Origin of the sequence: Tropicibacter sp. S64 (assembly GCF_049803835.1) — a bacterium.
Lineage (GTDB): Bacteria > Pseudomonadota > Alphaproteobacteria > Rhodobacterales > Rhodobacteraceae > Pacificoceanicola.
Genome location: NZ_JBNAGK010000003.1, coordinates 289778 through 315436, shown reverse-complemented (window position 1 = coordinate 315436; position 25659 = coordinate 289778). Strand labels below are relative to the sequence as shown.

Genomic DNA, 25659 nt, shown 5'->3' with positions numbered 1-25659 from the left:
GTCACTCTCCTGTCGGTTCCGGCGCGGCCGCGTCGAGGGCCACGCAATGCAGGACCGTCTCACCCGAGTACCCGTCCCACCAAGTCTCCCTGTAGGCGTACCCGCCGTCGTCCCGGGATTCCATCCGGAAATCGTAATATTCATGCGACCCGCTGTCCGCATTGGTCCAGGCATGGCGGCAGCCATCCGCCGTGAGATAGTCGCCGCACGCACCCGCATCGGTGATGATCTCCGACTCGCGGATGTTCTTCGACCGGATGGAGTAGCTTTGCGGTCCGAGGTCGAGTTCCAGCGCGTAGGTCTCGAAACTGCCATCGTCGTTGTAGAACAGCAGCGGCCCGGAGCAGCGCATCGGCGTCTCGAACCCGGCGAGGGCAGCATGCCCCGCCAGCAGGGGCACAAGAATGACGACACATGCACCCGGTCTCACGCCAGACCCTCCCGGTTCTTCTCCACATGGTAGTAGGCCCAGAGGATGCGGGCCGCAACCGATCTCCACGGCGACCAATCCCCGGCCATTGCCCGCAGAGCCTTTTCCTTCGGGCGCTCCGGCAGGTCGAACAGCACCCGCGCACCCTCCTGCAAGGCCAGATCGCCGGGGGCAAAGACATCGGCGCGGCCGAGGCTGAACATCGCGTAGATCTCCGCCGTCCAGATGCCGATGCCCTTCACCGCCGTCAGGGTCTTCACCACCTCGCCGGAGGCGGCATCCCGCAGGGCGTCATAGTCGATCCCCGCCGCCGCCAGCGCCCGTGCATAGGCAGCCTTCTGCCGGGACAGGCCAAGCCCGCGCAGGTCGTCCTCCGTCACCGAGAGGATCGCCTCCGGCGTGACCATGCCTGCCGCTTCGAGCTTGCCCCAGATCGCCCGGGCCGACGCGACGCTGACCTGCTGGCTGACGATGGCCGACAGCAGTTGCCCGAAGCCGTCGGGCCGCAGGCGCAGCGGCAAGGGGCCGGTCCGCTCCAGCGCATGGGCAAAGCGCGGATGCCGGACCGCGAGCCAGTCCGCGCCCTCGCGGATGCAGCCGTCCGACACGATCACCCGCTCGTTCAAACCCGTTCCAGCCATGCCAGCGCCTCCTCTACCGTTGTCACACGCGGCCCGCCTGGACGCGTCGGGCGATCCACCATGGCCACCGGCACGCCAAGCGACCGCGCCGCCGCCAGCTTGGGCCAGCCCCCCGGCCCGCCTGCATTGCGCATCAGCAACCAGTCGACCCGTTCCCTGCGCAAAAGTCCGATTTCATGCGCCACGGAGAACGGCCCCTCATCGCAAAGATACCGGCCAAAGCTGAGCGGGAACCGCTCCGGGCCAGCGCCGATCCGGCGCACGAGGCAATGCGCCCGGATCCCGCGCAGCCCCGGCAGCAGGTCGCGCCCCGTGGTCACCAGCACCCTAGCGCCAACCGGGATCACCCGCCGCGCCCCGGCCACCGACCGCACCGGCACCCAGCGGTCCCGCGCCCCGGCACGCCACGCGGGCCGGACCAGCTGCAAGTTTGGCACCCCAGCCGCTGTGCAGGCCCGCGCCACCGCGAAAGCCGTCTCGTCGTCGCAGGGATGCGCCGCCTCGATGACAGCCCGCACACCCGCCAGCCGCTCCGCGGTCAGCGGACCGCGCGACACCGCCCCCGGCCAGCGCCCTACAACGCGCTCGCCCTGTGGCAACAGCACCGCCGCCCCCGGCAGAGCGAACGCCAGGGCCCGCGCTTCCGCCGAGCCACCGATGATCAGAACATCCTTCATCGCGCCCAGCCCTACCCGGCGCCGCTGCGAGGCACAATTATATTGTACCAAGCGGCACGGCAGGGGCTTGCCCGGAAGCGGCGCAGACAATACGCATTCCGCATGACCGATATGACCGCCTCCCCCGCTGACAACGCCAAGGCCAAACGCAACGTCGCCGTTCTGGTGCTCGCACAGGCCATCCTCGGCGCGCAGATGCCGATGATCTTCACGGTGGGCGGGCTGGCCGGTCAGGCGTTGACCACGAACCCGTGCTTTGCCACCCTGCCGATCTCGCTGATCGTGCTGGGCTCGATGCTCTCCGCGACGCCGCTCTCGGCGCTGATGCAAAAGCATGGCCGCCGTGCCGGGTTCTGGGCCGGGGCCACGGGCGGGGCGCTTGGCGGGATCATCTGCTTCACCGGGCTCTACCTCGGCTCTTTCCCGATATTCCTGATCGGCTCGCTTTGCACCGGCATGTACATGTCCGCGCAGGGCTTCTACCGCTTCGCCGCCGCCGACACCGCCTCCGACGACTTCCGGCCGAAGGCGATCTCCTACGTCATGGCGGGCGGCCTCATCTCCGCCTTCCTCGGCCCGCAGCTGGGCAAGCTCGGCAACGGGCTGATCGACAGCCCCTCCGCAGTGGTCAGCTCCTTCGCGGGCATCTACCTCTTTGTCATCCTGCTCAACGTCCTCGGCTCCGGGCTGTTTCTGCTGCTCGACATCCCCAAGCCGCCGGTGCCGTCGCTGGACGCACCCCGGGGCCGGACGCGTCTCGAACTCCTGAAAACCCCGCGCATCGCCGTGGCAGTCATCTGCGCCATGGTCAGCTACGCGCTGATGAACCTCGTGATGACCTCGACGCCGCTGGCCGTGGTCGGCTGCGGCTTCGAGCAGAACACCGCCGCCGACGTGGTCTCGGCCCATGTGGTCGCCATGTTCCTGCCGAGCTTCTTCACCGGACAGATGATCGCGAAATTCGGCGTCGAAAAGATCATGGCCACCGGCCTCGTCATCCTCGCCGGGGCGGGCGCGGTGGCGCTTTCCGGGGTGGCGCTGGAGAACTTCTTCATCGCCCTCGTACTGCTGGGGATCGGCTGGAACTTCGGCTTCATCGGCGCGACGACCATGCTCGCGGGCGCCCACGAGGCGCATGAGCGCGGCCGGATGCAGGGCCTGAACGACCTTCTGGTGTTCGGCGGCGTGACCTTTGCCTCGCTGTCTTCCGGCGGGCTGATGAACTGCTCCGGCGGCACGGCACAGGAGGGCTGGACCGCCGTGAACCTCGCCATGGCGCCGTTCCTGGTGCTAGCCGGCGGCGCGTTGATCTGGCTGGTGCTTCGTCCGAAGGACGAGCCGACGACGGTCTAAAGTCCCAGCCGGTCGAGATTGGTCTTCAGCGCCCGGCCCTGCAGCGCCGGGTGCTCGTCGAGAAAAGCCAGCAACTCCCGGATCACCACCACGGACCGCTCCCTGCCATGCCGCGCCGACATCGGCGTGGCCTCGACCGAGTGCCGCGCGTCGGTCACGAGGCGCACGAAATATCCGGTCCTGTCCGATCCGACGGGCGTGCCGTTCCGGGTCGCGGCCTTGATCGTGCCCGAGGCGAGATCGACGGACCGCAGCCCGGCCAGCGGCACCAGCTCCTGCCGGGCGCCGAGGACTGTCCAGCGCGTCAGCATGAGGCTGTCGCTCTCCCGCGTGCCGTCCAACCTCATCGCGCTGTAGCCGAAGCCGCAGACCACCGCGAGGCAGACGCCGAGAACACCGGCCACCGGCAGATTGCGCGACACGGTGCCTTTGCGCACCCCGTCGACCAGGATCAGGCCAAGCAGCGGCAGTCCCAGGATGAGCCAGAATCGCACGAAGCCGATGGATGTGGAGAAGATCTCAAGCCGCCCGGGCGAGACCGTCACCTCCGACAGGCGCGATCCCAGAAGGTCCCAGACGGCAGCGAGCACGCGCCCGGATCAGCTGTGATCGGGGTAGATGAAGCCGTTGACCGGATAGGTCTTGCCATAGGCACCGGGGGTGGATTCCACGCGCACGCGGGTCCAGTCGTTGTTGTCGGACACGTCGATCACCGACATCCCGAGCGAGACCTTGTTGCGCGACCAGTTGGCGTGGTCGATCAGCACCTCGCGGTCCGAGACCACCTTGGAGACGACGGCGACATGACCGAGCGCCATCCCACTGGTCGAACGGAAGGACATGACCGCGCCGACCAGCGGCTGCGAGCTGCGTTCGTACAGACCCTTGGCCGAGGCCCACCAGGTGTGCGCGTCACCACGGATCGCGATGCCGGAGGCATTGCGCGCGAAGGGCACACACCAGACGCGGCGACCCGCGTTCTGCAGCGCCCGCACCTCGCTCAGCGCAAAGGCCCGCTTTTCCAGATCCAGCCCGTCCGGGATACCCACGACGATGTCCGCCTTGTGCCGCACCGGCTTCGAACAGGCCGAGGTCAGCGCCATGCCAACAACGAGAAGTCCGAGGCCAAGGGTCCTGCGAAGGGTCCGGGAAGAGGTCTGAGAGGTCATCACGCGCCTGTCACGTTGTGTAACTTAACAGCGTGTTTACCGTGAAATTGGTTTATTCAAAGTGTCTTGGGAAACAATAGGCAAAAATCCGCCTCTTTCGTGCAGAAGATGCGCAGCCGCCCCGGACCACGCCCCTCGGACATGCGCGCTTCAAGAAAGGGCCGTTTTCCGCTATACTCGCGAAAGTTGAGCGTTTCTCTTTTTTCAAAACATTTCTTCAGGAAGGGATTGGTTCCATGGATCTGGACGTTGACTATGAAATCGAGTTCGAGGCCGAACGGCAGTTCGGGTTCGATCAGGACATGTACGACTTCGACCTCTCCGGGGTCACCGTCACCATCAAGAGCTTTCGCCTCGTCGGACAGCCGAGCATCCGCCCGGTGCGCCTGAAGGTCGTCGACACGATCGACAAGACCAACTGCACCGGCGTGCAGCAGACCGAGAATTTTCCGGCCTACAGCGAGCAGCACACCGAGAGCTTTTCCGTCACCTTCGGCAGCAAGGTCAGCTGGGGCAATGTGGTGACCGGGTCGCTGGCGATCCCCGGCGGGCTGACCGTGGGAGCCACGCGCAGCCTCGGGGTCGACCTGACCGCGAGCGCGACCCACAGCGTCAGCAACACGAAGACCGTCTCGCAAGCCGGCAGTCCGGTGGTGATCCCCCCCTGCCAGCGGGTGCGGGCGACGCGGGAGATCTGGATGACCGAGGTCTCCGGACAGGTCGTCGCCATGGTGAACATCAAGGGCAACGTCAGTTACAGCGTCAACATCCCGATGTGGCCGGATCCCGAGTACGACATGGATCTCGACTTCGACGTGCCGATCACCGGCACCTTCTCGGGGGTCATGGGGCACGCGATCCGGGGCGGCTATCAGGCCAGCCCCGCCATGGGCTGCAACCCGCCCTGCCGGGTGCAGACCGCCAATGCGGCACGGCTCCAGACCGGGCGGCCCCGGGTGGCGCTGGCCTCCGCCGCGGGTCTGGGATTGGACTTCCGGTCAAAGGTGGCCTTGAGCGGCGTGCAGGGCGCACGGCTCGACGAGCCCTTCGGTTTCGAGGAGAACCCGGAGCGGCCGCTGATCGTGAGTGTCGCCATGATCCCGGACGTGCCGGGTTTCGACACGGTGGTCGGCAAGGCGTCCATGAAACTGCCGCTGGCGGGGATCGAAGGCGTGACCAAGCTCAACATTCCGGTGACCTGCCACGTGCCCGGCGAATTGCTCGGCATCGAGGCGGAGACCGTGCCGGTTACGGTTGTCCAGCCGGTCAAGGTCGCCCTGTTCCCGGCCTGACGGCCATGCCTTGAGCCGCTAAGAGGCGCCCGGGGATAGCCCCCCGGGCGCATCCGGTCATTCCACCGGGCATCCCTGCATGTCGTCGGCGCAGGTCACGCGGATGGTGTTGCTGGGGCAGGATACCGGGCCTCCGCCGCCTGTACAGCCGGTGCAGAGCACACCGCCCGATCCGCTTGGCGCATCGGGACTGCTGCCGCAGCCGTCACAGCAGAAGGTGACGCTGGTGTCGACCGTGGGAATGGCGGTGAAGTTCTGGCCGATGATCGCGACCCCACGCAACGGCGCCGGTCGCTTGCCGTCATAACCGCCGTCGCCGGACGATGTCTCCTGCGCCAGAGCGGACATCGGGCAAACCGTGAGTCCCACGATCAAAACGAGGCAGATACGGAATTTGGATAGCATTCGGGAATAGCGAGCGGGCATGACACTCTCCATGAATAAAGGAAGACAATGGTTTGGGTGATAGAGTGTACTCTACCATAGATTGCAAAATTATACAACCGTAAGGATAGGAAATTGGCTCACGCCCGCCACTGGCAGACCGCCTGCACTGCGCCCGACTGTCAGGAATGCTCTTCCGCCGCCGTTGCCGCGAGGGCGCGGTTGTAGGCCTTCAGCGCGTCCAGGTGGAACAGCGCTCCCTGCAGGATAGGCGTGCCGTCCTCCTCCAGCGTCACCACCGGCAGGAAGGCCACGCCGCTCTTGTCGAACCGGGGCAGCGCCGTCTCCAGCGTGGCGGAGGACAGCACGTAAAGCCCCTGCCCGATCATCTCGTGACAGGTCTGCTCGTCCGCCGCCTTCTCGTCATCCACCTTGCGCATGACCCCCTGCACCCGGAACATCGCCAGCAGGTAAGCCTGCGGCCCGGCGGCCAGGTGCACGTTGCGCCGCTCCAGCTGGCTGAGAAAGAACGAGCGGTCCACCAGCCGCGAGGCCAGCGCCGTGGACATCGACACGCTGACCATCACCGCAAGGCCGGTCTGCCAGTCTCCGGTCAGCTCGAAGACGATCAGCGTGGTCGAGATCGGCGCCCCCAGCACCGAAGCCGCCACCGCCCCCATGCCCGCCAGCGCATAGAGCGTGAAGGCCGAGGACGCCTCCGGGAAGAGGCCCGTGGCGATATGGCCAAATACCAGCCCGGTCAGCGCCCCGATCATCAGCGAGGGCGAGAATACGCCGCCGCCCATGCGCCCGCCCATGGTGATCGCCACCGCCGCCACCTTCACCACCGCGAAGACGAAGGCCTCGTGCAGCAAAAGCCCGCCCGACAACGCCCGGCTCGTTGTCTCATAGCCGACTCCAATGATATGCGGGAACCAGATGGCGATGGCCCCGAGCAGCAGCCCCGCCACCGCCGGCCGGAACCAGCGCGGCAGACCGAGCCGGTTCTGCAAGGCGGTTTCCACGTCATCGGCGAAGAAGATCGCCCGCATGGTGATCACCGCCACCAATCCGCAGATCAGCCCAAGCAGGAAGAACGCCGGAAGTTCGAGGTAGAATTCCACGGTGGTTGTGCCCGGCAGGACGAACTCGGTCACGTCGCCGTACACCAGCCGGTTGATCACGGTGCCCGCCGCACTGGCCACCACGATGGGCGCGAAGGCGTGCAGGGCGAAGTGCCGCAGCACCACCTCCAGTGCGAACAGCGCCCCGGCAATCGGCGCGTTGAAACTGGCCGAGACCGCCGCCGCGACGGCACAGCCGAGAAGATCGCGTCCGGTCACGCCATCCACCCGCAGGGTATTGGCGATCCAGCTGGCGAACATCGCGGCGATATGCACCACCGGCCCCTCGCGCCCCGTGCTGCCCCCGGTCGACAGCGTCACCATCGAGCAGAGCGCGGAGGCGATGCCCGCCTTCTTCTCCACCCGGCCATCGCCGAGCGCCGCGCCCTCGATGACATCGGCAACCGAGCGCACCCGGCCATCCGGGGTGAAATGCTGCAGGATAATCCCCACCACCACGCCGCCGAACGCCGGGATCAGCAGCACCCAGATCCATGGAAGATGCTCGGCAAAGCTGTGCAGCGCGTTGACGTCCCGCGTGCCATAGACCAGCGCCTGCAGCGCCTCGACGGCCCAGCGGAAACCGATGGCCGCGAGGCCGGAGGCGATCCCGAGACCAAGCGCGATGAACCAGAACTGGATCTGCGAGGGGCCCTTGTGCCGCAGCAGAACCCAGCCGCGCGAGAAGCTTACAGCGCCAAGTCGGACCTGCTTGCCCAGAAAGCTCCACAAATGCACGTCCCCTTATCCCGCGACTTCCAACCGCCGCGTCCCGACGCTAAAGTGCGTTAACACATTCGGGAGAGAGTCATGCAGATTACGGCGGCGTTGGAAGACCTTTCCCATGTCCTAGGCGAACGCCTGAGCCGTTCCAAGTCCGATCTGACGCAACATGGCCATTCCGAAAGCTATTTTCCGGAGACCCTGCCCGATGCCGTCGCCTACCCGGAATCCGAGTCGGAGGTCCGGAGGATCGTGCAGATCTGCGCCCGGCATGGCGTGCCGGTGATCGGCTGGGGTGCCGGAACCTCGCTGGAGGGTCACGGTCTGGCGGTGAAGGGTGGCGTCGTCGTCGATTTCACCCGCATGAACAAGGTGCTGGAAATCCGCCAGGCGGATATGGACGTGACCGTGCAGCCCGGCGTGACCCGCGAAGCCCTGAACGAGGAACTGCGGGCTACGGGGCTGTTCTTTCCGGTCGATCCCGGCGCGAACGCGACGCTCGGCGGCATGGCGATGACCCGGGCATCCGGAACGACGGCGGTGCGCTACGGCACGATGCGGGACAATGTTCTTGGCCTGCGCGCGGTGCTGGCAGACGGGCGGGTGATCCACACCGGCACGCGGGCGCGGAAATCGGCGGCGGGCTATGACCTGACGGCGCTATTCGTCGGCTCGGAAGGAACGCTGGGACTCGTCACCGAACTGACGCTGCGCCTGCACGGCGTGCCGGAAGCCACCAGCGCGGGAATCTGCGCCTTCCCCGACATGGGCAGCGCCGTCGAGGCGGTGCAGGAGACCATCCAGATGGGCATCCCGATGGCCCGCATCGAATTTGCCTGCGCGGACACCGCCCGTGCCTTCAACGCCTACGCCGGCAGCGACATGGAAACGGCGCCGCACCTGATGGTGGAGTTCCACGGCTCGGCCGAAAGCGTGCGGCAGGATGCCGAACGCTTCGCCGAGATCGTTGCCGACCACGGCGGCTCGCGCTTCCGCTGGTCCACGCGGGAAGAGGAACGCCGTGCGCTCTGGGCCATGCGGCATAACGGGTACTACGCGATCCTCGCCTCCCAGACCGGCGCTCGGGCGGTGGTGACGGATATCTGCGTGCCTATCTCGCGCCTGGCCCAGGCGGTCGAAGAGACCCAGAACGACATCGCCGCCTCCTCCCTGCGCGGCCCGATCCTCGGGCATGTCGGCGACGGCAACTTCCACGCGATCCTGCTGATCGACCCCGCCCGCCCCGAACAGTTCGACACCGCCAAGGCGCTGTCCCATCGCATGGGCGAACGCGCGATCATGCTCGGCGGCACCTGCACCGGCGAACACGGCATCGGCATGGGCAAGACGGATCTGATGGAAGCGGAACACGGCGACGGCTGGGACGTTATGGGCGACATCAAGCGGGCGCTTGATCCGAAGGGTCTGATGAACCCGGGGAAAGTCGTGCGGGGCGCGTGACGTCGGCAGGGGTTTCGCCCGTCGCCTTCGGCGCCTCCCTGAAGTTTTTTTCAGGACCAGAGACAGACATCCCAGTCATTCCCGGGTGACATGGGAGGGCGTGAAGCGGACCCCGGGCTTCTTTGGTCCACAAATACCCTCGGGGAGGCCGCAGGCCGGGGCAGAGCCCCGAACAAGATTTTGTTCCGGCAAGATCTTCACCCGGGTCGGACGGGATCAGCCCTCGAGCAGGGCACGCGCCGCCGCCCGCGCTTCTCTGGTCACCGTATCGCCCGCCAGCATCCGCGCGATCTCCGCTTCGCGGTCCGCTTTTCCGAGCGGCGTCACCACCGAGGTGGTCACCTCGTCGCTGACCCGCTTTTCCACCCGCCAGTGATGCCCGCCAAGCGCCGCGACCTGCGGGCTGTGCGTGACCACAAGCACTTGCCCCCCCTCGGCCAGCGCCTTGAGCCGCCGCCCCACCGCATCCGCCGTCGCGCCGCCGACGCCACGGTCGATCTCGTCGAAGATCATCGTCGCGCCGCCGCCCTGCGCCAGGCGCAGGCAGACCTTCAGCGCCAGCAGGAACCGGGACAATTCCCCTCCCGAGGCGATCTTGTTCAGCGGTCCGGACGGCGCGCCGGGGTTGGTGGCCACGGTGAACTGCACCGCATCGCGGCCATCTGCGCCTGCCGGCGCCTCTGACACCTCGGTCACGAAGACCGCCCGCTCCATCTTCAGCGGGGCCAGTTCCCTTGCCACCGCCGCATCGAGCCGCTCCGCCGCCGCCCGCCGCGCTCCGGTCAGGGCCGCGGCCGCCACGTCGTATGCCGCATCCGCCTCCTGCACCGCCCGCGCCAGATCGGCGATCCGCGCTTCCCCGGCGTCCAGCGCTTCCAGCCGCGCAGACAGGCGCGCACTCAGCCCCGGCAGTTCGTCCGGCATCACCTGGTGCTTGCGGGCCAGTCCGCGCAGGGCGAACAGCCGCTCCTCGCAATCCTCGAGGTCCGCCGGGTTGAACTCCAGCGCATCGAGGCAATCGGCGACGCCCCGGGCGGCCTCGTCCAGCTCCGCCATGGCCCGGGCCAGCGCGGCCAGCGGCGCGTCCAGCCGCCCGTCCGCCTTCTCGGCCGCGCCGTCCAGCCAGCGCAACGCGCTTGCCATGGCCCCTTCCGCCCCGTCATATCCCAGCGCATTCGACGCCTGCGCGATGTCGTCGCGGATCTTCTCCGCCGACTGCATGGTCCGCCGCCTGGTGTCCAGCTCCGCTTCCTCTCCCGGCTGCGGGTCCAGCTTGGTCAGCTCCGCCACCGCATGGCGCAGGAAGTCCTCCTCGGCCTGGACCTCGGCCAGTGCCGCCCGAGCCTTGTCCAGCGCCCGCCGGGCCTCGCTCCGCGCCCTCCACGCCGCGCGCACCGGGGCCTGCACCGCTTCCAGATCGCCATACAGGTCGAGGATGTCCCGGTGTCCCTTCGGATCGAGCAGGCCGCGGTCGTCGTGCTGTCCGTGCAGTTCCACCAGGGTCTCGGACAGCCGCCGAAGCACCTCGCCCGAGGTCCGGCGATCATTGATCCAGCCGGTCTTGCGGCCATCGACGGTGTTCACCCGCCGCAGGATCAGCTCGTCCGAGACCGGCAGTCCGGCCTCTTCCAGCACCGCCCGCGCGGCGTGTCCCTCCGGCAGGTCGAAGACCGCCGTCACCTCGCCCTGCTCCGCACCCCGCCGGACCAGGTCCGCGCGGCCGCGCCAGCCGAGGACGAAGCCGAGCGAATCCAGCAGGATGGACTTGCCTGCTCCGGTCTCCCCGGTCAGCACGTTGAGACCGGGCTGGAAGCCGAGGTCCAGCCGGTCGATGATCAGCATGTCGCGGATTTCAAGGGCGCGCAGCATCGGAACTGTCCGTAGGGTGGGTTTTCAACCCACCATCCTTAAAGCCACTGGCCCTTGATCATCTGGCGATAGATCTGGCTCAGCCAGCTGTTGCCGAACATCTTCATCTCCAGCCCCTGCCCGGTCAGCAACTTGTAGCTGTCCTCGTACCATTCGGTCGACTGGTAGTTGTAGCCGAGGATCGCGCCAGCCGTCTGCGCCTCTTCGACGAGGCCGAGCGAGAGATAGGCTTCGACCAGACGGTGCAGCGCTTCCGGCGTATGCGAGGTGGTCTGGAAATCCTCCACCACCACCCGGAAGCGATTGATCGCCGCGCCGAAATGGTCGCGCTTGAGATAGTAGCGGCCAACTTCCATCTCCTTCGCCGCAAGGTGGTCGAAGGCCAGGTCGAACTTGAGAATGGCGGAACGGGCGTATTCGCTGTCGGGGTAGCGTTCGATCACCACGCGCAGCGCCTGCAGTGCCTGGAAGGTCAGCCCCTGGTCACGGCCCACTTCCTCGATCTGGTCGTAGTAGGACAGCGCCAGCAGGTACTGGGCATAGGCGGCGTCGTCATCCGCCGGGTAGAAGTCGATGAATCGCTGCGCGGCGGCCCGGCTGTTCTCGTAATCCTTGTCGGAGTGATAGGCAAAGGCCTGCATGATCAGGGCACGCTTGGCCCATTCCGAATAGGGATAGAGGCGCTCGACCTCGGCAAAGAACAACGCCGCTTCCTCGTTGTCCTTCTTCTCGATCTCGTATTCGCCGCGCTCGTAGATCTGCTTGGCGGTATAGCCTTCGAGCGATCCGCCGCCCGGTGCCACGCCTTTGCGCTGGAGCTGGTCACAGCCCGCCATGGCCAAAGCCGCCATTCCAAGGATCACAAACGTCCGTGCCCTGCTCGCTGCCGTCATGCTTGACCGTCTCCCGAACCCAATCGAGACCACCCGTTTCCGGGCCGCCTTTCGATTGGGCTTAGCACAGAAAATTCCGGTGCAAAATGTCTTAAGCGCGTTTTGTGGCAGGGAGTTGCCAAGACGTGTTCGACATGCACGGCGCGACAACGCGAAACGGCACCCGAAGGTGCCGTCTGCAGGGAAAATCCGGTCATTCCGCAGCCTTGAGAGCCGGGTCAGGCCACGGCGGTGGTGATGACCTCGTCCATTTCCACCCCGGCGCCCGGCAGACGGGCGGCCATGGTCGCGTTACAGGTGACCATGCGGAAGGCCGCCGGATCGGCGAAAACCGCGCGCAGCAGCGCGTTGGTCAGGGCGTGGCCGGCCTTGTGGCCCTCGTAGAGACCAATGATCGGCGCCCCCGCGAGGGAGATGTCGCCAAGTGCGTCCAGCATCTTGTGGCGCACCGCCTCGTCCTTGTGGCGCAGGCCACCCGGCGAGAGGACCTTGTCCCCGTCCACCACCACGGCGTTCTCATACGTGCCGCCAAGGGCCTTGCCCGCCTTGTGCATCGCGTCCACGTCGGAGGCGCGGCAGAAGGTGCGGCTGTCGCAGAGTTCGCGCACGAAAGTGCCGTTCGCCATGTTCAGACGCTTGTCCTGCACGCCGATCGCTGCGTCGACGAAGTCGATGTGGAAATGCATGAAGCTGCCCTCGGCGGGCGACAGCCGGGCCCAGCCCGCCGCCGTCTCCACCATCACCGGCTTCAGGATCTCGATGGCGGTGACCGCCTCGCGCAGGCGGCGCACGCCGCGCTGCATGATGCCCATGACGAAGGGCCGCGAGGAGCCGTCGAGGATCGGGCATTCCGGCCCGTCGATCTCCACCAGCGCGTTGTGCACGCCGCAGCCCGCCAGCGCGGCCATCACGTGTTCGATGGTCGAGACGGACACGCCCGCCTCGTTGCGGATCAGCGTGCAGAGCGGCGAGGTTTCCACGGCATCGAAACGGGCGGGGATCAGCGTGTTGCCAAGGGCGATGTCGGTGCGCTTGAACCAGATGCCATGGTTTGCGGACGCCGGGCGGATGGTCAGGCGTGCCGGTTCGCCGGAATGAAGTCCGACGCCGTCAAAGCTGACTGCACTGCGAATGGTTGTCTGCACGGGATGGCCCCTGTTGTCTCAAGGCGCGGACCCCCCACGGATCCGGCGTTGTGAGTGAGATACGCAGGTCGGGGCGTTTCCTCAAATCAAGTATTGCAACCAAGTGAAACATGACTGTCACACTCTGCGCGGAACCTCGCCGTCCTGTGGAAAACTTCTCGGAACCCATTGTCCATAAACGAAAAAACGCCCCCTCTTCCGGGGGCGTTTCCGCTATCAATTGATCGCTCTCGCCTTGGTCCGGGGGCCAATCGGCCCCCGCGATCACGCATTTATGTCAGTTTGCCTGGCGGCGCAGGAAGGCCGGGATCTCGATCTTTTCCTGCTCGGGATCGGGTTCCACGTCATGCACAGGGGCCGGACGCTGGGTCTGGACCGGGGGCTGGCGACGGGCGGGCTGGGCCGGCGCCTCGTTGCCATGACCATGGCCGGTCATGCGGCCAATGAGCGAATTGACGGAGAAGCGCGGCTTCTCGGCTTCCGGAGCGGGCTGCGGCGCGGGAGCCGGAGCGGCGGCGCGACCGTGCTCGGCGTTGCGCTGCGCCGCCACGTGGCGCAGACGGGCCAGCGCCTCGGGGCTCGGTGTGCCCGGCGCGGGAGCGCGGGGCGCGACGTATTCTTCCGGATCGGCCTCGATGGTGTCCTGCGACGGCTGGAATGCGGCGACGCGCGGCTGGTAGGCCGGCGGCGGCAGGTCGTCCTCGGCCACCTCTTCGTACTGCGGCTCGTGACGCGCCGGGGGCATGTCGGAGAACAGCGACGGCTCCTCGGCCTCGTATTCCTCCTGCGCCGGCTGCTGGGCCACCGGCTGCGGCGCGGCGGTCTGTGCGGCCACCGGACGCGCCGCCGGGGCCGGGGCGGCCTCGGGCTCCGCCATGCGCTGCGTCGGCAGCGGCTGGGCGAGGCTGCGGCGCGGCAGCGGGATGTCCGGGTTCACGTCGGCGGCGGCGTCGATGCCGGTCGCCACGACGGAGACGCGCATCATGCCTTCCATGGCGTCATCCAGCGTCGAGCCCACGATGATGTTGGCGTCGGCGTCCACTTCCTCGCGGATGCGGTTGGCCGCCTCATCGAGTTCGAACAGCGTCAGGTCGGAGCCGCCGGTGATGTTGATCAGCACGCCCTTCGCGCCCTTGAGGCTGATTTCGTCCAGCAGCGGGTTGGCGATGGCCTTCTCAGCGGCCTGGATGGCGCGATCTTCGCCCTCGGCCTCGCCGGTGCCCATCATTGCCTTGCCCATCTCGTCCATCACCGCGCGCACGTCTGCGAAGTCGAGGTTGATCAGGCCCGGACGCACCATCAGGTCGGTCACGCCCTTCACACCCTGGTAGAGAACGTCGTCGGCGAGCGAGAAGGCCTCGGTGAAGGTGGTCTTTTCGTTGGCCAGCCGGAACAGGTTCTGGTTCGGAATGATGATCAGCGTGTCGACGACCTTCTGCAGCGCCTCGACGCCGGCTTCGGCCTGCTTCATCCGCTTGCCGCCTTCGAACTGGAACGGCTTGGTCACCACGCCGACGGTCAGAACGCCCAGCTCCCGCGCCGCCTGCGCGATGATCGGGGCCGCGCCGGTGCCGGTGCCGCCACCCATGCCGGCGGTGATGAAGCACATGTGCGCCCCCGCCAGGTGATCGACGATCTGTTCGATGCTCTCTTCGGCGGCGGCCGCGCCGACCGACGCCCGGGCGCCTGCCCCGAGACCCTCCGTCACCTTCACGCCAAGCTGCACGCGGCTCGCCGCGCGGCTTTGCTGAAGCGCCTGCGCGTCGGTGTTCGCCACGACGAAATCGACGCCTTCCAGCGCCTTTTCGATCATGTTGTTCACCGCGTTGCCGCCAGCGCCGCCAACACCGAACACGGTGATGCGGGGCTTGAGGTCGTCCTGTCCGGGCATGGAAAGGTTCAATGTCATCGATCTGTCCGCCTGTCTTTTTTCTGCCCCTGTCCCGGGGGTTAACATACGCCTATTCTGTGTGATCCTAACCACACACGGGCTCAACGTCACGCGAAAAACACGCGTCACCTACCAAATCTAGGCTTTTTCGGGGCGGGATTCGCGGGATTTTGCCGATTTCACCAAATGCGGTGGTTACCGACACGCGACGCACAAGCGTAAGCACGGGCTCCGAGAATCAACCGACTCGGGGCGCTAGGGTCTACAGTGTTCGGGGTCTGCTCGACCCGTGTTTGCCTCGTATATCCTGTGGCCCCTCTTGACCGGGGTGCCTGCAGGAAACCTTACCGGGATCGCCGGGCGGCGTCACGCGGTTTTTGCGCGCCAGGCGGCGGTTTGCTCCCGCGCCCGGTCGCAGCCCGGAGACGCCGGTGACCCCTCGCTCAGACGAAGGGTTCGCCGATCTTCAGCATCTGCCGCAGGTAAGGCAACACCGCCTCCTTGTTGCAGAAGCCGACGCTGCGCGCCGCCGCCAAAACCTTGCGCGTGTTGCGCCCCAGGTACTCCACCACCTGCCGCTCCACCCGCCGTCCCGCCACGTCCTCGCGCACCGTCCGTGTGACATAGCCGACCCAGAAGTTGTTCTCGAAGGAGGGCACGCGGGCGAGGTAATTGAACGAGGCGGTCTGCGCCCCGTGACGGCTGATCATCAGCGCGACACCATCCTCCTGCGGCATCACGACACCGCGGAACTCGCGCTGAGCCGGGGCGGTGGGCAGCCCCTGCTCTGCCATCGCCTGCTTGGCCTCGAAGCCACGCAGGAAGGTGTGATCGTCCTTGCGGTAAACGTAGGTCAGCCCCTGCACGAACATATCGTCATGCAGGAAGCTGCGCCGGGCGAAACGGTAGAAACCGGAGGGGAAGTCCTCCTCATCCACGGTCTCGGCAGACCGGCCGATGAAACTCGACACCTCGGGATGCTCGAACAGTCCCGTGGAAACCGACGCGATGTTTTCCACAGGTTCGAGCAATATGCGCGCATCGACATTGAAATAGCTGCATATCCGGTGAAGCACATCCGGCCGCGGAAAGCTCTCACCCGCGAGATACCGATTATACTGGGTGCGGTTTATCCCCAGCTCGCGGCACAGGGCCGAGATCGAGACCGCTCTTTCGGACAATTGACGCAAATTGGCACCGAGCATGCTGCGCAGCTCGGCGGGAGTTGGTCGTCTTGAGGGTGATTTTGAGTGACCACCTGGCATTTGAACCTCGCGCTAAGAGTGTATACAACTACCCTTCAACTCTCTATGATAAAGTTTGACGCCAACATGCGTCAACTGTGGTGCTAAAGAGCGTCAACCGCGTCGCTCAATAGCGACAACCCTGCAATCTTGCGACACAAAAATCAAGACGCCGACGCGCGAAAAACCGTGTCGAAAGCGCGTCAATTGAGCCACGCTTGTGACACGAAATCTAAAAGGCTTGTCATGGAAGAGCGCATGTACGGTGTTGTCCTCTGGGCAGACGCAACAGACCGCAAGGCAGTGATCTGGTGTGAGGATCACGGGAACCTGGCCTTCTATTCGGGGCCGGAACCCAGTGCGCATCAGGGCATGGACCTGGATGCCGGGGACCTGATCCAATTCGAAATCCGAGAAGAGCGGGATTTCCGCCGGGCGCGCAATCTGCGCCGGGTGGATTCGGGATATGCTCCCGACCTTCCCGAGAAATTGCGACGGTCCGGTGGTATTGGTCGACCCGGAAATGTCGTGGCCTTTCCCCGGGCCCACGCCTGCTGAATCCCGATCCAGCCAACCGGCACGCAGCGCGGACCTGACCGTTCACTCCCCCTTGGGGCGGCAAGGAAAAGGCCAGAAGCCCCGTCTCACCCTCAGGAGACGGGGCTTTCGCATGTCAGACTGTCTGATCCGGATCAGCGTCGGCGGCGACGCAGCATTGCAAGCCCGCCGAGGCCAAGCAGCAGCAGCGGCGCACCGGCGGGCAACGGAACCGCTGACACGATCCCGGTCACGTAATTGCCGAAGTAATCGTTCTCGTAGCTGCCAGCTGTCTCGATGACCGTCACCCTGTCGATCAGCGCCCCCTGCCCGTCGATTCCGAAGAAGCCGACATTGCCGAGCCCCGGCGTGATGGTTGCCGATCCGAGCACCGCGTTGCCCGCGTCATAAGCCGTGATCGACCAGGTCGACTGGACGCAGGAAACCGCGCAGCGCCCATCGGACGGATCGAAGACCGAGAAGCCGAAGCTGCCTAGTCCGGATGCGAAGGTATAGTAGTGCGACTCGCTGCTCGGGTTGTGCATGGTGAAGCCAAGCGGCCCTTCGAACACGTCCGACATGTTGAAACTGTCGAAGAACCCGTTGGATTGCGGGCCGAAGGCATAGTTGTAGCTGTTGATGCTCATGCCGGTCAGGAACTCGACCGGCGGCACCACGCCCCCGCCCGGCGCGGTCTGGTAGGGCACGCCACCAACGAACAACGGCCCCGCCGCCGCTTCGTCCGCCGCCGTGTTTATGCCGCCCGTCGGGTCGGCCAGGGCTGAAAACTTCGCGGCAAAGGCTGCCGCATCGGTATAGACGGTGGCGGCTTGCGCCATCGGAGTCGCCAGCGCACAGAGCGCGGCCAAGGCAATCGGCTTCATGAAAGCATCCTGTCTGAAAACATTCAGCACGCTACAAACACAAGCGCCGGCAAAGCAACTCCTATTCGTGTCACGACCATGGAAAAGGGCCCGGCGCAGCGCACCGGGCCCCTCGTCGAACCAGACGGAACGGCTTACCAGTTGTCGCGGAACCACTGCACCGCGCGCTTCAGACTGCGCGCCGGGTAGCGGTCCACCGGGATCTCGAAATCCCACCATTCGTCCTGCGGATGCGCAGCGAAAAGGCACAGGCCCACGGCGGAGGCAAAGCCCGGGCCGGTCGCCGCCTGCGGCAGACCGTGCACGCGCAGGGGGCGGCCCAGCCGCACCTGCTGGCCGAGGATTTTCGACGCCAGCCCGTCGAGGCCCGGGATCTGGCTCGCGCCGCCGGTCAGCACGATCTGCTGCGACGGCAGGTGATCGAAGCCCGCCGCATCGAGCCTGACGCGCACCTCTTCCAGGATCTCCTCCACCCGTGGCCGCATGATGCCGATCAGCTCCGCCCGCGACACGGTGCGCCGGTCGTGATGCCAGTCGCCGGTCTCGCCACCGCATTCGATCATCTCGCGGTCATCCATGCCGGTGGCCACCACGCCGCCGTAGAAGGTCTTGATCCGCTCCGCCGTCGCCATCGGCACCTGAAGGCCCATGGAAATGTCGGAAGTGACGTGATCGCCGCCCATGCGCACCGCATCGGCGTAGATCATGTGTTTCTTGATGAAGATCGACACGCCCGTCGCGCCGCCGCCCATGTCGATGCAGGCCGCGCCCAGCTCCTGCTCGTCCTCGACCAGCGCCGCCTGCCCACTCACATAAGCGGAAGACGCAATTCCGGCGAGTTCGAGATCGCAACGCTTGACGCAATGCGCGAGGTTCTGGATCGCCTGCGCATCGACGGTCAGCATGTGCATGTCACAGCTGAGCTCGTTGCCGATCTGGCCGCGCGGGTCGATCAGGCCGCTGCGGTGGTCGAGGGCAAAGTTCACTGGCTGCGCGTGCATCACTTCACGCCCGTGTCCGAAATCCGGAACGTCGCAGGACGACAGCACCCGCGCCACGTCCTGCTCGTCCACGTTGACGCCCATCACGTCGACCTTGCCCGCAAGCCCGTAGCTGCGCGGATCGGCCCCGGAGAAACAGGCGATGACGTGATCCACCCGGATGCCCGCCATCTTCTGCGCCGCCTGCACCGCCGTGCGGATCGCACGCTCCGTCTCGCCCATGGCGTGGATCTCGCCGAAGCGCACCCCGCGCGAGCGCGTCGTCGCGGCCCCGATCACCCGGAACCCGGACTGACCCGCAAGCGACCCGATGCCGTCGTCGGAGGGGTCCGTGCCGTCGAAACGCAGCACGAGGCAGGCAATCTTGGAACTCCCCACGTCCAGGATCGCGATGACGCCCCGTTGCATCGCGGCCTTGCGCATGTTGCGCATGGCTCTCTGTGATTCATAAAGCTCGATCATTCCAGCCTGTCTCCGCCTGCCTCGAACGCCTTGATGCGCAGCAGCTCCTGCACGGCGTTTTCCTTCATTCTTATCGTTGGTCTGCGCGGGAGGCGCAGGTCGACCGCCGCGATGTCCCGCGCCAGCATGTCCACCGCTTCGTCCATCGCGATCGTGCGCTCCAGCGCCACCACGGCGCCGCTCTCGGGCAGCATGATGCGCTGGTCGCGATCCAGGACCACGTCCCAGCGCCGCCCGCCCATGCGTTCCAGCCCGCGCATCCGCGCCTTGAGCGGCCCTGCCACCGCCATCAGCTCCAGCGCTTCGGGCACCGCCTGCTCGGCTCCCTCGCCCGCGATCACCGGCAGCTCCGGCTTGTCGAAGCGCGAGGCCAGCGGGCCGACGAGGATGCCTTTTCGGTCCAGCATTTCCAGCCCCTGCGGCCCGCGCCAGAGCACCGCCGGTTCCCGCTCCGTCACGTCGATCTGCAAGGTTCCGCCCTGCTTGATCCGGATCTTCACTTTGCGCACCGCGTCGAGCCCGGTGATCGTCTCCTGCATCGCGTCGAGATCGAGGTCGAAGCTGCTCACCGGGAAGTCGATGGGCACGATCTCGCGGATGTCCTCCGCCACGCCCTCGCTCGCGCCGTCGATGGCCATCAGCTTGACCTGGAACTCCGGGCGGTTTTCAACCGTCGCGCGGACATCGGCGATCATCGTCAGGAAGGCGTCGCGGTTTTCCTCCACCGAGAACCAGAGGCTACCGGCGCCGAAGCAAATCCCGAACGGCAGCACCACCCGCAGCGCGAACCGGAACAGCGGCGTCAGCATCAGCCGCTCGATCCGGTACTTCAGCCGGGAGGCCGTGGGGTCCAGCCGCGCCATCTGCGGCGCGTCGTCTCCATCCAGATGCGGGTCTACCTGTTGCACGAGGCGTCCTCCACCATCCACTTGCAGAACTGGCCAAAGCTCAGCCCGATCAGCCCGGCGTGCTCCGGCGACAGCGAGGTCGGCGTCATGCCCGGCTGGGTGTTGGTCTCCAGAAGGATCAGCCCTTCGAGCCCCTTGCTGTCATCCCAGCGGAAATCCGTACGGCTGACGCCCCGGCATCCCAGCGCCTTGTGCGCCCTCAAGGCATAGTCGAGACAGGCCTCGGTGATCTCCTGCGGCAGCTCCGCCGGGCAGACGTGCCGCGAGCCGCCGGGCTTGTACTTGGCGTCGTAATCGTACCAGCCATCGGTGAGAATTTCCGTCACGCCAAGCGCCCGGTCCCCCATCACGGAGGTGGTGAGTTCCCTCCCGGGAATGAACTGCTCGACCATCACGGTCTGCGGCATGTCGTCCGAAAGCTGCGGTGGCGTGTTGGCGGCGGCATTGACGAGGTAGACGCCAACCGACGAGCCTTCGTTGTAGGGCTTCACCACGTAGGGCGGCGCCATCACATGCGCTGCCATCACATCCGTCTTGTCTGCCAGCAGGCTCTCCGCCACCGGCAGCCCGGCGGCGCGATAGACAACCTTGGTGCGTTCCTTGTCCATGGCCAGCGCCGAGGCCAGCACACCGGAATGCGTATAGGGAATGCCTGCCCATTCGAGGACACCCTGAACGCAGCCATCCTCGCCCCAGCGGCCATGCAGCGCGTTGAACACCACGTCCGGCCGGATCTCGGCAAGCCGCTCGGCAAGGTCCTGCCCTGCGTCCACCTCGGTGACTTCGTACCCTTCTGCCCGTAAAGCGGCGGCACATTCCTTGCCGGAACTCAGCGAGACCTCGCGTTCAGCCGAGGGTCCGCCCAGTAATACCACCACTTTCGGGAGCGTCCTGCTCGACATTCCCAAAACCGCCTTACCTGTCACGGGGTCTGCTGCCCCGCCTTCTGCCTCGGGGCCAGTGCGCCCCATTCACCGCCCGGATTGGCTCCGGATCGTCTGGCCGGCCCCTGTTGTCCGGGACCTGACCTCTTATAACTTCTTTAACCTTAACGGGGGGTTAATCAAGCCCGCCAGCGACGGTTTCGCCCGGCAAGAATTCACCCACCCGCATGATTTCCCAGTGTAACTGTATTCCACTGTGTTGGAAAACCTTTTTTCTGACGTCCTCGCCCAAAGCCTCCAGATCGCGGGCCGTTGCCGTCCCGGTGTTCACGAGAAAATTGGAATGCATTTCACTCATCTGCGCCCCGCCGATCGTCGCGCCGCGCATTCCGGCCTCGTCGATCACCTTCCAGGCCTTGAGCTCGTGTGTGTCGTCGGCCCTCCCGGTGGAGGAAAACCCCGCCGGATTGCGGAAGGTGCTGCCCGCCGTCCGGTCCTTCGTCGGCTGCGTTTCGTCGCGCTTCCTGAGTTGCTCCTCCATCCGCGCGGCCAGCGCCTCCGGATCGCCTCGCTCCCCTTCGAACACCGCCTCGACAAGAACCCAGCCTTCGGGAAGATCGCTCTGCCGATAGCGGAAATTCAGGTCCTGCGCTGTCAGCGTCACCACCTCGCCCGCGCGCGTCACGGCCGTCGCCGCGACGAAATGATCCGCCACGTAGGAGCCATAACATCCGGCGTTCATCCGCACCGCCCCGCCGATCGCACCCGGAATGGTGCGCAAAAAGGTAAGGTCGATCCCCGCCTCCGCCGCACGTCTCGCCACATGGGCATCGAGCGCCGCCACCCCGGCCCGCACCCGCGTGCCCTCGACGGCAATCCCGTTGAACCCCCGCCCCATGCGGATCACCACGGCCCGGATGCCGCCATCGCGCACGATCAGGTTGCTGCCGACCCCCATCGGGAAGACCGCTACCGCCGGGTCCAGCGCCTTCAGGAAGGCCGCCAGGTCGTCCACATCCGCCGGCTGGAACAGCGCATCCGCCGGCCCGCCGACGCGCAGCCAGGTCAGATCGCTCAACGGGCGGTCCGGCGTCAGCCGCCCACGGGTCTCGGGATAATCACGCATACCGCCTAGCTACGGTCCCGGACTCCCGGACGCAAGAGCTCTCAGACCTCCGCGACGCCAGACCCGAGCCGCGCCAGAAAGGCCCCAAGTCCGAGACCCACCAGCCCCGGCGCGGCGATCAGGATGGCAAAGGCGTAGTACAACAGCCCGTCGTACCCCGGCAGCGCCGAGCCAACCGCGAGGCAGCCGAAGAATCCGACCGTCAGCAGCAGCCCCAGCCCCACGACGATCCCGCCCCGCCTGCTCCGGCAGCCCCCGAAGCCAATCGCGCCGCCCACTGACGCCGATATCATCAGATACACGAAAAACATGGGCACTCCTCCGATTGGAATGCCCATGATCCTACCCGCGCCGCGGGCGTTCCATCAGTCCGGTATGCCTGTCCTTCAGGCCCGTCCCACCGTCCGCCGCACCCAGGCGGCGAGATAGCGCATCGGCCAGCGGAGGACGCTCATGCCCGCCATCAGCACGATCAGCCCGATCCACGGCCCGTTCTGATAGGTGACATACCCAACGAGCGGGATTCCCAGCGCGATCAGCACATAGGCCCGAGTCCAGTGATTGTCCTTCGAGGGCAACATGCCCAAAACATTCGCCAACACCGCCCAGGCACAGGCCAGTATCAAGGAAGTCGTCATCGTCCTGCCCTCCGCATCCCCCGGTGGCGCAAGCCAAGTGTGCCGCAAAAACGCGTCTGCGGCAAGGGTTTGCAGGGCATTGGAGGGAAATTGCGGCACATCTCAGGATTGCACCCACGGATCACGCATCCCGCCTCGCGTTAGACCCGCCGTAAGGTGGGTTTCCAACCCACCTTTGCCGTCGCAAAACTACCGCAACAACACTTGCACGAAGTCCAGCAATCGATGCCCCAATCCGGTCGACGTCTCGAACAGCGTCGCAGCGCCACCGCGCACCGCCCATTTGACCCCTTCGTCCCCCAAGGTCTCCGCTGCCTTCTTTACGAATACGTCGCCAACCTCGCCGCAATACTTCAAAGCCTCGCCTGCGATTTTCACAAGTTTCGAAGCCAGTGCCTTGATCCGCGCCAGGTCCGCTCTCGGCGTTTCAAGCTCGGCCTCAATCTCCTCCAGTGGCGCGATCAACTCAGCCAGAACCGTCTCCAGCTTCTTCGTGTCGCGCTTGAGCGCAATCGCATCATCAACCAATTCCGGCGGCTGATTGTGTGACCGATGCTTGACCGTCGCAACCTGCCGCCGCGCGTCTTCAAGGTCCCGCTTGACCCGTCGCACGTCTTGCAGAAGATCGAACTGCCGCTCGATCTCCACAATCCGCGCCGCCACCGCGTCCGGGTCTTTCCAGGTCTCGTCGTCGATGCCCTGCACGATGGCAAGCTGAAGCGCCGGGTCGACGGGATTGCCGGTCTTCGCCCCCTCCCACCAGCGTTTCCAGAACGCCCAGCGGATCGAAGACTCCGTATTCCAATGGGTGACCGTTAAGGCATCATGCCGCAAAAACCATCCGGGGCAATCGTCCGTCCAAAGCGGCAAACCGAACAAGTTCCCGCCGTGTTCCATGTCAACCGAAATGGCCGCATCAAAGGCGGCAACATCGGCGCCGATTGTTTCGGGAATGGCGGCTGTCCCGGCAACGTGTGCGGCATCCACAAATGCAGCCTCCACTGCATCCACAAACCCACTGCCTGCGACAACGGCTCCAATAGCTGTGATCGCCACGTTGGCGGCTATCTGGACACTAGAATCTCCGCGATAAGGTCCGTGCGGGGCGACTGCAGAGTCTAATGCGCTGCGGGCGGTATCCATTAAGTCGTGATCAGGCCTAACTGTAGCTACTGCTGAAATCAGCAGGCAACGCAAATACGGTAAAGCTGTCAAACCGCTTTCCCTCGCCCAATCCTCCCCCATCGCTGCGCCCCAAACCGGCAGCACCCGTAGAGCTGCCCGATGCGCAATCGCCAAAGCATCCTCCCGTGGCCGCTCCCGCAGCCACGCCCACAACGCATCCCGATTATGGATGTCCTCGGCCCTCATCCCCTCACTCTTCCCAACAAGACGCCAAAGCGCAACAGCAAAGCCCCTGTCCCGGCCCTGCGTTTCTTCTTGGCCCAAATACCCAAAGGAAAAGCCCGCCACCCAAGACAGGCAGCGGGCCTAAATCCATACGAAACCCAAGCGCTTACCTGGAAAGCCGCGCCGGAAGTCCGTTCGCCCAGGCGGAAATCGTCCCGGCCCCGAGGCACACGACCATATCCCCCGGCTGCGCCTGTTCGCGGACTAGCCGTTCGAGGTCATCCTCGCTCACCAGAGCCCGCGCATGGCGATGCCCGTGCCGCACCAGTCCGGCCACCAGATCATCCCGCGTCGCGCCCTCGATGGGCTCCTCGCCCGCGGCATAAACCTCCGCGATGGCCACCACATCCGCCTCGTTGAAGCAGGTGCAGAAATCCTCGAAATGGTGGTGCAGGCGGGTATAGCGATGCGGCTGATGCACCGCGATCACCCGGCCCTCCGTCGCCTGCCGCGCCGCTTTCAGCACGGCGGCGATCTCCACCGGATGGTGGCCGTAGTCGTCGATGATGGTCACACCGCCAACTTCGCCAACCTTGGTGAACCGCCGGTTGACACCGCCGAAGGACGCCAGCGCCGCGCGGATTTCCTCGCCCGTCATGCCCAGGTGCCTGGCCACCGCAATCGCGCTCAAGGCGTTGGACACGTTGTGATCCCCCGGCATCGGCAGGGTACACCCCTCAAGGGACGTCCCCTCCGTCTGGAACAGCACATCGAAATGCGCCACGCCTTTGACGTACCGGAGGTTCACCGCCCGCACGTCCGCCTGCGCGTTGAACCCGTAGGTTACGACACGCCGGTCGGTGACACGGCCGACAAGCGCCTGCACCTCCGGGTGATCGGTGCAGCACACCGCCAGCCCATAAAAGGGAATGTTCGAGACGAAGTCATAGAACCCCTGCCGCAGGTTCTCGATGGTGCCCCAGTGCTCCATATGCTCGGGGTCGATATTGGTGACGATGGCAATGGTCGCGGGCAGGCGGTTGAAGGTGCCGTCGCTCTCGTCCGCCTCCACGACCATCCACTCGCCCTGCCCCATACGGGCGTTCGAACCATAGGCGTGGATGATGCCGCCGTTCACCACGGTCGGATCGAACTTGCCCGCATCGAGCAGCGTCGCCACCATCGTGGTGGTGGTGGTCTTGCCATGGGTGCCCGCGATGGCGACGTTGGATTTGAGCCGCATCAGCTCCGCCAGCATCTCCGCTCGCCGCACCACCGGCAGCCCGCGCCGCCGCGCCTCGTCCAGTTCCGCGTTGCCCTTCTTGATGGCGGAGGAGATCACCACGACCTCCGCGCCTTCGAGGTTCTCTGCCCGCTGGCCCTCGAAGACATGCGCGCCTAGCTCCTGCAACCGCTGGGTAATCTTCGAGGCCTTCAGGTCCGAGCCCTGTACCACATAGCCGTGGTTCAGGAGCACCTCGGCAATGCCGGACATGCCGATGCCGCCGATCCCGACGAAGTGGATCGGCCCCACGTCGCCCGGAAGTTTCGTCGCGCCGCTCAATGCCATGCC

The 25659-nt window shown here is 65.8% G+C and carries 25 protein-coding genes and 1 pseudogene; 4 read left to right on the top strand and 22 right to left on the bottom strand.

All coding sequences use genetic code 11. The features are described 5' to 3' along the window. Nucleotide 1 precedes the first annotated feature (1 nt). The 3 genes from ACP159_RS07220 to ACP159_RS07210 are packed head-to-tail and all read right to left on the bottom strand — an operon-like array spanning nt 2 to nt 1748. Nucleotides 2–430: a hypothetical protein gene (locus ACP159_RS07220; protein WP_425098981.1), complete on the bottom strand. Its 429-nt coding sequence runs from the start codon at nt 428–430 to the stop codon at nt 2–4. Further along, nucleotides 427–1071 (bottom strand): DNA-3-methyladenine glycosylase family protein, encoded by a 645-nt coding sequence (locus tag ACP159_RS07215; protein ID WP_425098980.1) that lies wholly within the window; start codon nt 1069–1071, stop codon nt 427–429. Before ACP159_RS07215 ends, ACP159_RS07220 begins: the two co-directional genes overlap by 4 nt. Continuing rightward, on the bottom strand, nt 1053–1748 hold the full coding sequence (locus tag ACP159_RS07210) for a precorrin-6A/cobalt-precorrin-6A reductase (RefSeq protein ID WP_425098979.1): 696 nt from the start codon (nt 1746–1748) through the stop codon (nt 1053–1055). The genes ACP159_RS07215 and ACP159_RS07210 overlap by 19 nt, the downstream gene beginning before the upstream one ends. Before the next feature lie 102 nt (nt 1749–1850). Between ACP159_RS07210 and ACP159_RS07205 the strand changes: the two genes are divergently transcribed. Beyond that, a complete protein-coding gene (locus ACP159_RS07205) occupies nt 1851–3101 on the top strand; it encodes an MFS transporter (RefSeq protein WP_425098978.1) in 1251 nt (416 codons plus the stop codon). Here the strand turns inward: ACP159_RS07205 and ACP159_RS07200 are convergent. Both ACP159_RS07200 and ACP159_RS07195 read right to left on the bottom strand, forming a co-directional pair. Then, nucleotides 3098–3691 (bottom strand): hypothetical protein, encoded by a 594-nt coding sequence (locus tag ACP159_RS07200; RefSeq protein ID WP_425098977.1) that lies wholly within the window; start codon nt 3689–3691, stop codon nt 3098–3100. The two genes, ACP159_RS07205 and ACP159_RS07200, sit on opposite strands and share 4 nt — an antisense overlap. 9 nt (nt 3692–3700) lie before the next feature. Next, a complete protein-coding gene (locus tag ACP159_RS07195) occupies nt 3701–4204 on the bottom strand; it encodes a CHAP domain-containing protein (RefSeq protein WP_425098976.1) in 504 nt (167 codons plus the stop codon). Nucleotides 4205–4506: 302 nt separating this feature from the next. Between ACP159_RS07195 and ACP159_RS07190 the strand changes: the two genes are divergently transcribed. Then, nucleotides 4507–5562 carry an ETX/MTX2 family pore-forming toxin gene (locus ACP159_RS07190; protein ID WP_425098975.1) on the top strand — a complete coding sequence of 352 codons (1056 nt, stop codon included), beginning with the start codon at nt 4507–4509 and terminating at the stop codon, nt 5560–5562. A gap of 57 nt (nt 5563–5619) precedes the next feature. Here ACP159_RS07190 and ACP159_RS07185 read toward each other — a convergent pair whose 3' ends face one another. Further along, nucleotides 5620–5967 carry a hypothetical protein gene (locus ACP159_RS07185; protein ID WP_425098974.1) on the bottom strand — a complete coding sequence of 116 codons (348 nt, stop codon included), beginning with the start codon at nt 5965–5967 and terminating at the stop codon, nt 5620–5622. A gap of 161 nt (nt 5968–6128) precedes the next feature. Next, nucleotides 6129–7808, bottom strand: coding sequence for a chloride channel protein (locus ACP159_RS07180; RefSeq protein WP_425098973.1), 1680 nt, complete (start codon nt 7806–7808; stop codon nt 6129–6131). A gap of 72 nt (nt 7809–7880) precedes the next feature. Between ACP159_RS07180 and ACP159_RS07175 the strand changes: the two genes are divergently transcribed. Further along, entirely contained in the window at nt 7881–9254 is a 1374-nt protein-coding gene (locus ACP159_RS07175) for an FAD-binding oxidoreductase (RefSeq protein ID WP_425098972.1), read from the top strand. Between the two features lie 216 nt (nt 9255–9470). Here the strand turns inward: ACP159_RS07175 and recN are convergent, their stop codons facing one another. The 6 genes and pseudogenes from recN to ACP159_RS07145 form a co-directional block, all read right to left on the bottom strand. Then, complete coding sequence (gene recN / locus ACP159_RS07170; RefSeq protein ID WP_425098971.1) at nt 9471–11123, bottom strand: DNA repair protein RecN; 1653 nt, start codon at nt 11121–11123, stop codon at nt 9471–9473. Between the two features lie 38 nt (nt 11124–11161). Continuing rightward, complete coding sequence (locus ACP159_RS07165) at nt 11162–12016, bottom strand: outer membrane protein assembly factor BamD (protein ID WP_425098970.1); 855 nt, start codon at nt 12014–12016, stop codon at nt 11162–11164. 218 nt (nt 12017–12234) lie between these two features. Further along, on the bottom strand, nt 12235–13161 hold the full coding sequence (lpxC, locus tag ACP159_RS07160; protein WP_425098969.1) for a UDP-3-O-acyl-N-acetylglucosamine deacetylase: 927 nt from the start codon (nt 13159–13161) through the stop codon (nt 12235–12237). A 277-nt stretch (nt 13162–13438) separates the two neighbouring features. Further along, nucleotides 13439–15070: a cell division protein FtsZ gene (gene ftsZ / locus ACP159_RS07155; protein WP_425098968.1), complete on the bottom strand. Its 1632-nt coding sequence runs from the start codon at nt 15068–15070 to the stop codon at nt 13439–13441. 425 nt (nt 15071–15495) lie between these two features. Next, entirely contained in the window at nt 15496–16071 is a 576-nt protein-coding gene (locus tag ACP159_RS07150; RefSeq protein ID WP_425099049.1) for an XRE family transcriptional regulator, read from the bottom strand. A 27-nt stretch (nt 16072–16098) separates the two neighbouring features. Further along, a pseudogene (locus tag ACP159_RS07145) lies at nt 16099–16257 on the bottom strand (helix-turn-helix domain-containing protein); the annotation flags it as partial. 285 nt (nt 16258–16542) lie between these two features. Here ACP159_RS07145 and ACP159_RS07140 point away from each other — a divergent pair. Continuing rightward, nucleotides 16543–16854 (top strand): hypothetical protein, encoded by a 312-nt coding sequence (locus ACP159_RS07140; RefSeq protein WP_425098967.1) that lies wholly within the window; start codon nt 16543–16545, stop codon nt 16852–16854. Nucleotides 16855–16988: 134 nt separating this feature from the next. Here ACP159_RS07140 and ACP159_RS07135 read toward each other — a convergent pair whose 3' ends face one another. From ACP159_RS07135 to murC, 9 genes are all read right to left on the bottom strand, one after another. Beyond that, nucleotides 16989–17717, bottom strand: coding sequence for a VPLPA-CTERM sorting domain-containing protein (locus tag ACP159_RS07135; RefSeq protein ID WP_425098966.1), 729 nt, complete (start codon nt 17715–17717; stop codon nt 16989–16991). 134 nt (nt 17718–17851) lie between these two features. Beyond that, entirely contained in the window at nt 17852–19180 is a 1329-nt protein-coding gene (gene ftsA, locus ACP159_RS07130; RefSeq protein WP_425098965.1) for a cell division protein FtsA, read from the bottom strand. Continuing rightward, nucleotides 19177–20088 carry a cell division protein FtsQ/DivIB gene (locus ACP159_RS07125; protein ID WP_425098964.1) on the bottom strand — a complete coding sequence of 304 codons (912 nt, stop codon included), beginning with the start codon at nt 20086–20088 and terminating at the stop codon, nt 19177–19179. Before ACP159_RS07125 ends, ftsA begins: the two co-directional genes overlap by 4 nt. Beyond that, the gene (locus ACP159_RS07120; RefSeq protein WP_425098963.1) at nt 20076–20990 is read right to left on the bottom strand and encodes a D-alanine--D-alanine ligase; all 915 of its coding nucleotides are present in this window, start codon (nt 20988–20990) and stop codon (nt 20076–20078) included. The genes ACP159_RS07125 and ACP159_RS07120 overlap by 13 nt, the downstream gene beginning before the upstream one ends. A gap of 157 nt (nt 20991–21147) precedes the next feature. Then, the gene (gene murB, locus ACP159_RS07115; RefSeq protein WP_425098962.1) at nt 21148–22098 is read right to left on the bottom strand and encodes a UDP-N-acetylmuramate dehydrogenase; all 951 of its coding nucleotides are present in this window, start codon (nt 22096–22098) and stop codon (nt 21148–21150) included. Between the two features lie 41 nt (nt 22099–22139). Beyond that, on the bottom strand, nt 22140–22409 hold the full coding sequence (locus tag ACP159_RS07110) for a hypothetical protein (protein ID WP_425098961.1): 270 nt from the start codon (nt 22407–22409) through the stop codon (nt 22140–22142). A 75-nt stretch (nt 22410–22484) separates the two neighbouring features. Then, nucleotides 22485–22736 carry a DUF2484 family protein gene (locus tag ACP159_RS07105; protein ID WP_425098960.1) on the bottom strand — a complete coding sequence of 84 codons (252 nt, stop codon included), beginning with the start codon at nt 22734–22736 and terminating at the stop codon, nt 22485–22487. A gap of 189 nt (nt 22737–22925) precedes the next feature. Then, nucleotides 22926–23792 carry a hypothetical protein gene (locus tag ACP159_RS07100; protein WP_425098959.1) on the bottom strand — a complete coding sequence of 289 codons (867 nt, stop codon included), beginning with the start codon at nt 23790–23792 and terminating at the stop codon, nt 22926–22928. Between the two features lie 460 nt (nt 23793–24252). Next, nucleotides 24253–25650 (bottom strand): UDP-N-acetylmuramate--L-alanine ligase, encoded by a 1398-nt coding sequence (gene murC, locus ACP159_RS07095; protein ID WP_425099048.1) that lies wholly within the window; start codon nt 25648–25650, stop codon nt 24253–24255. Between the last annotated feature and the right edge of the window lie 9 nt (nt 25651–25659).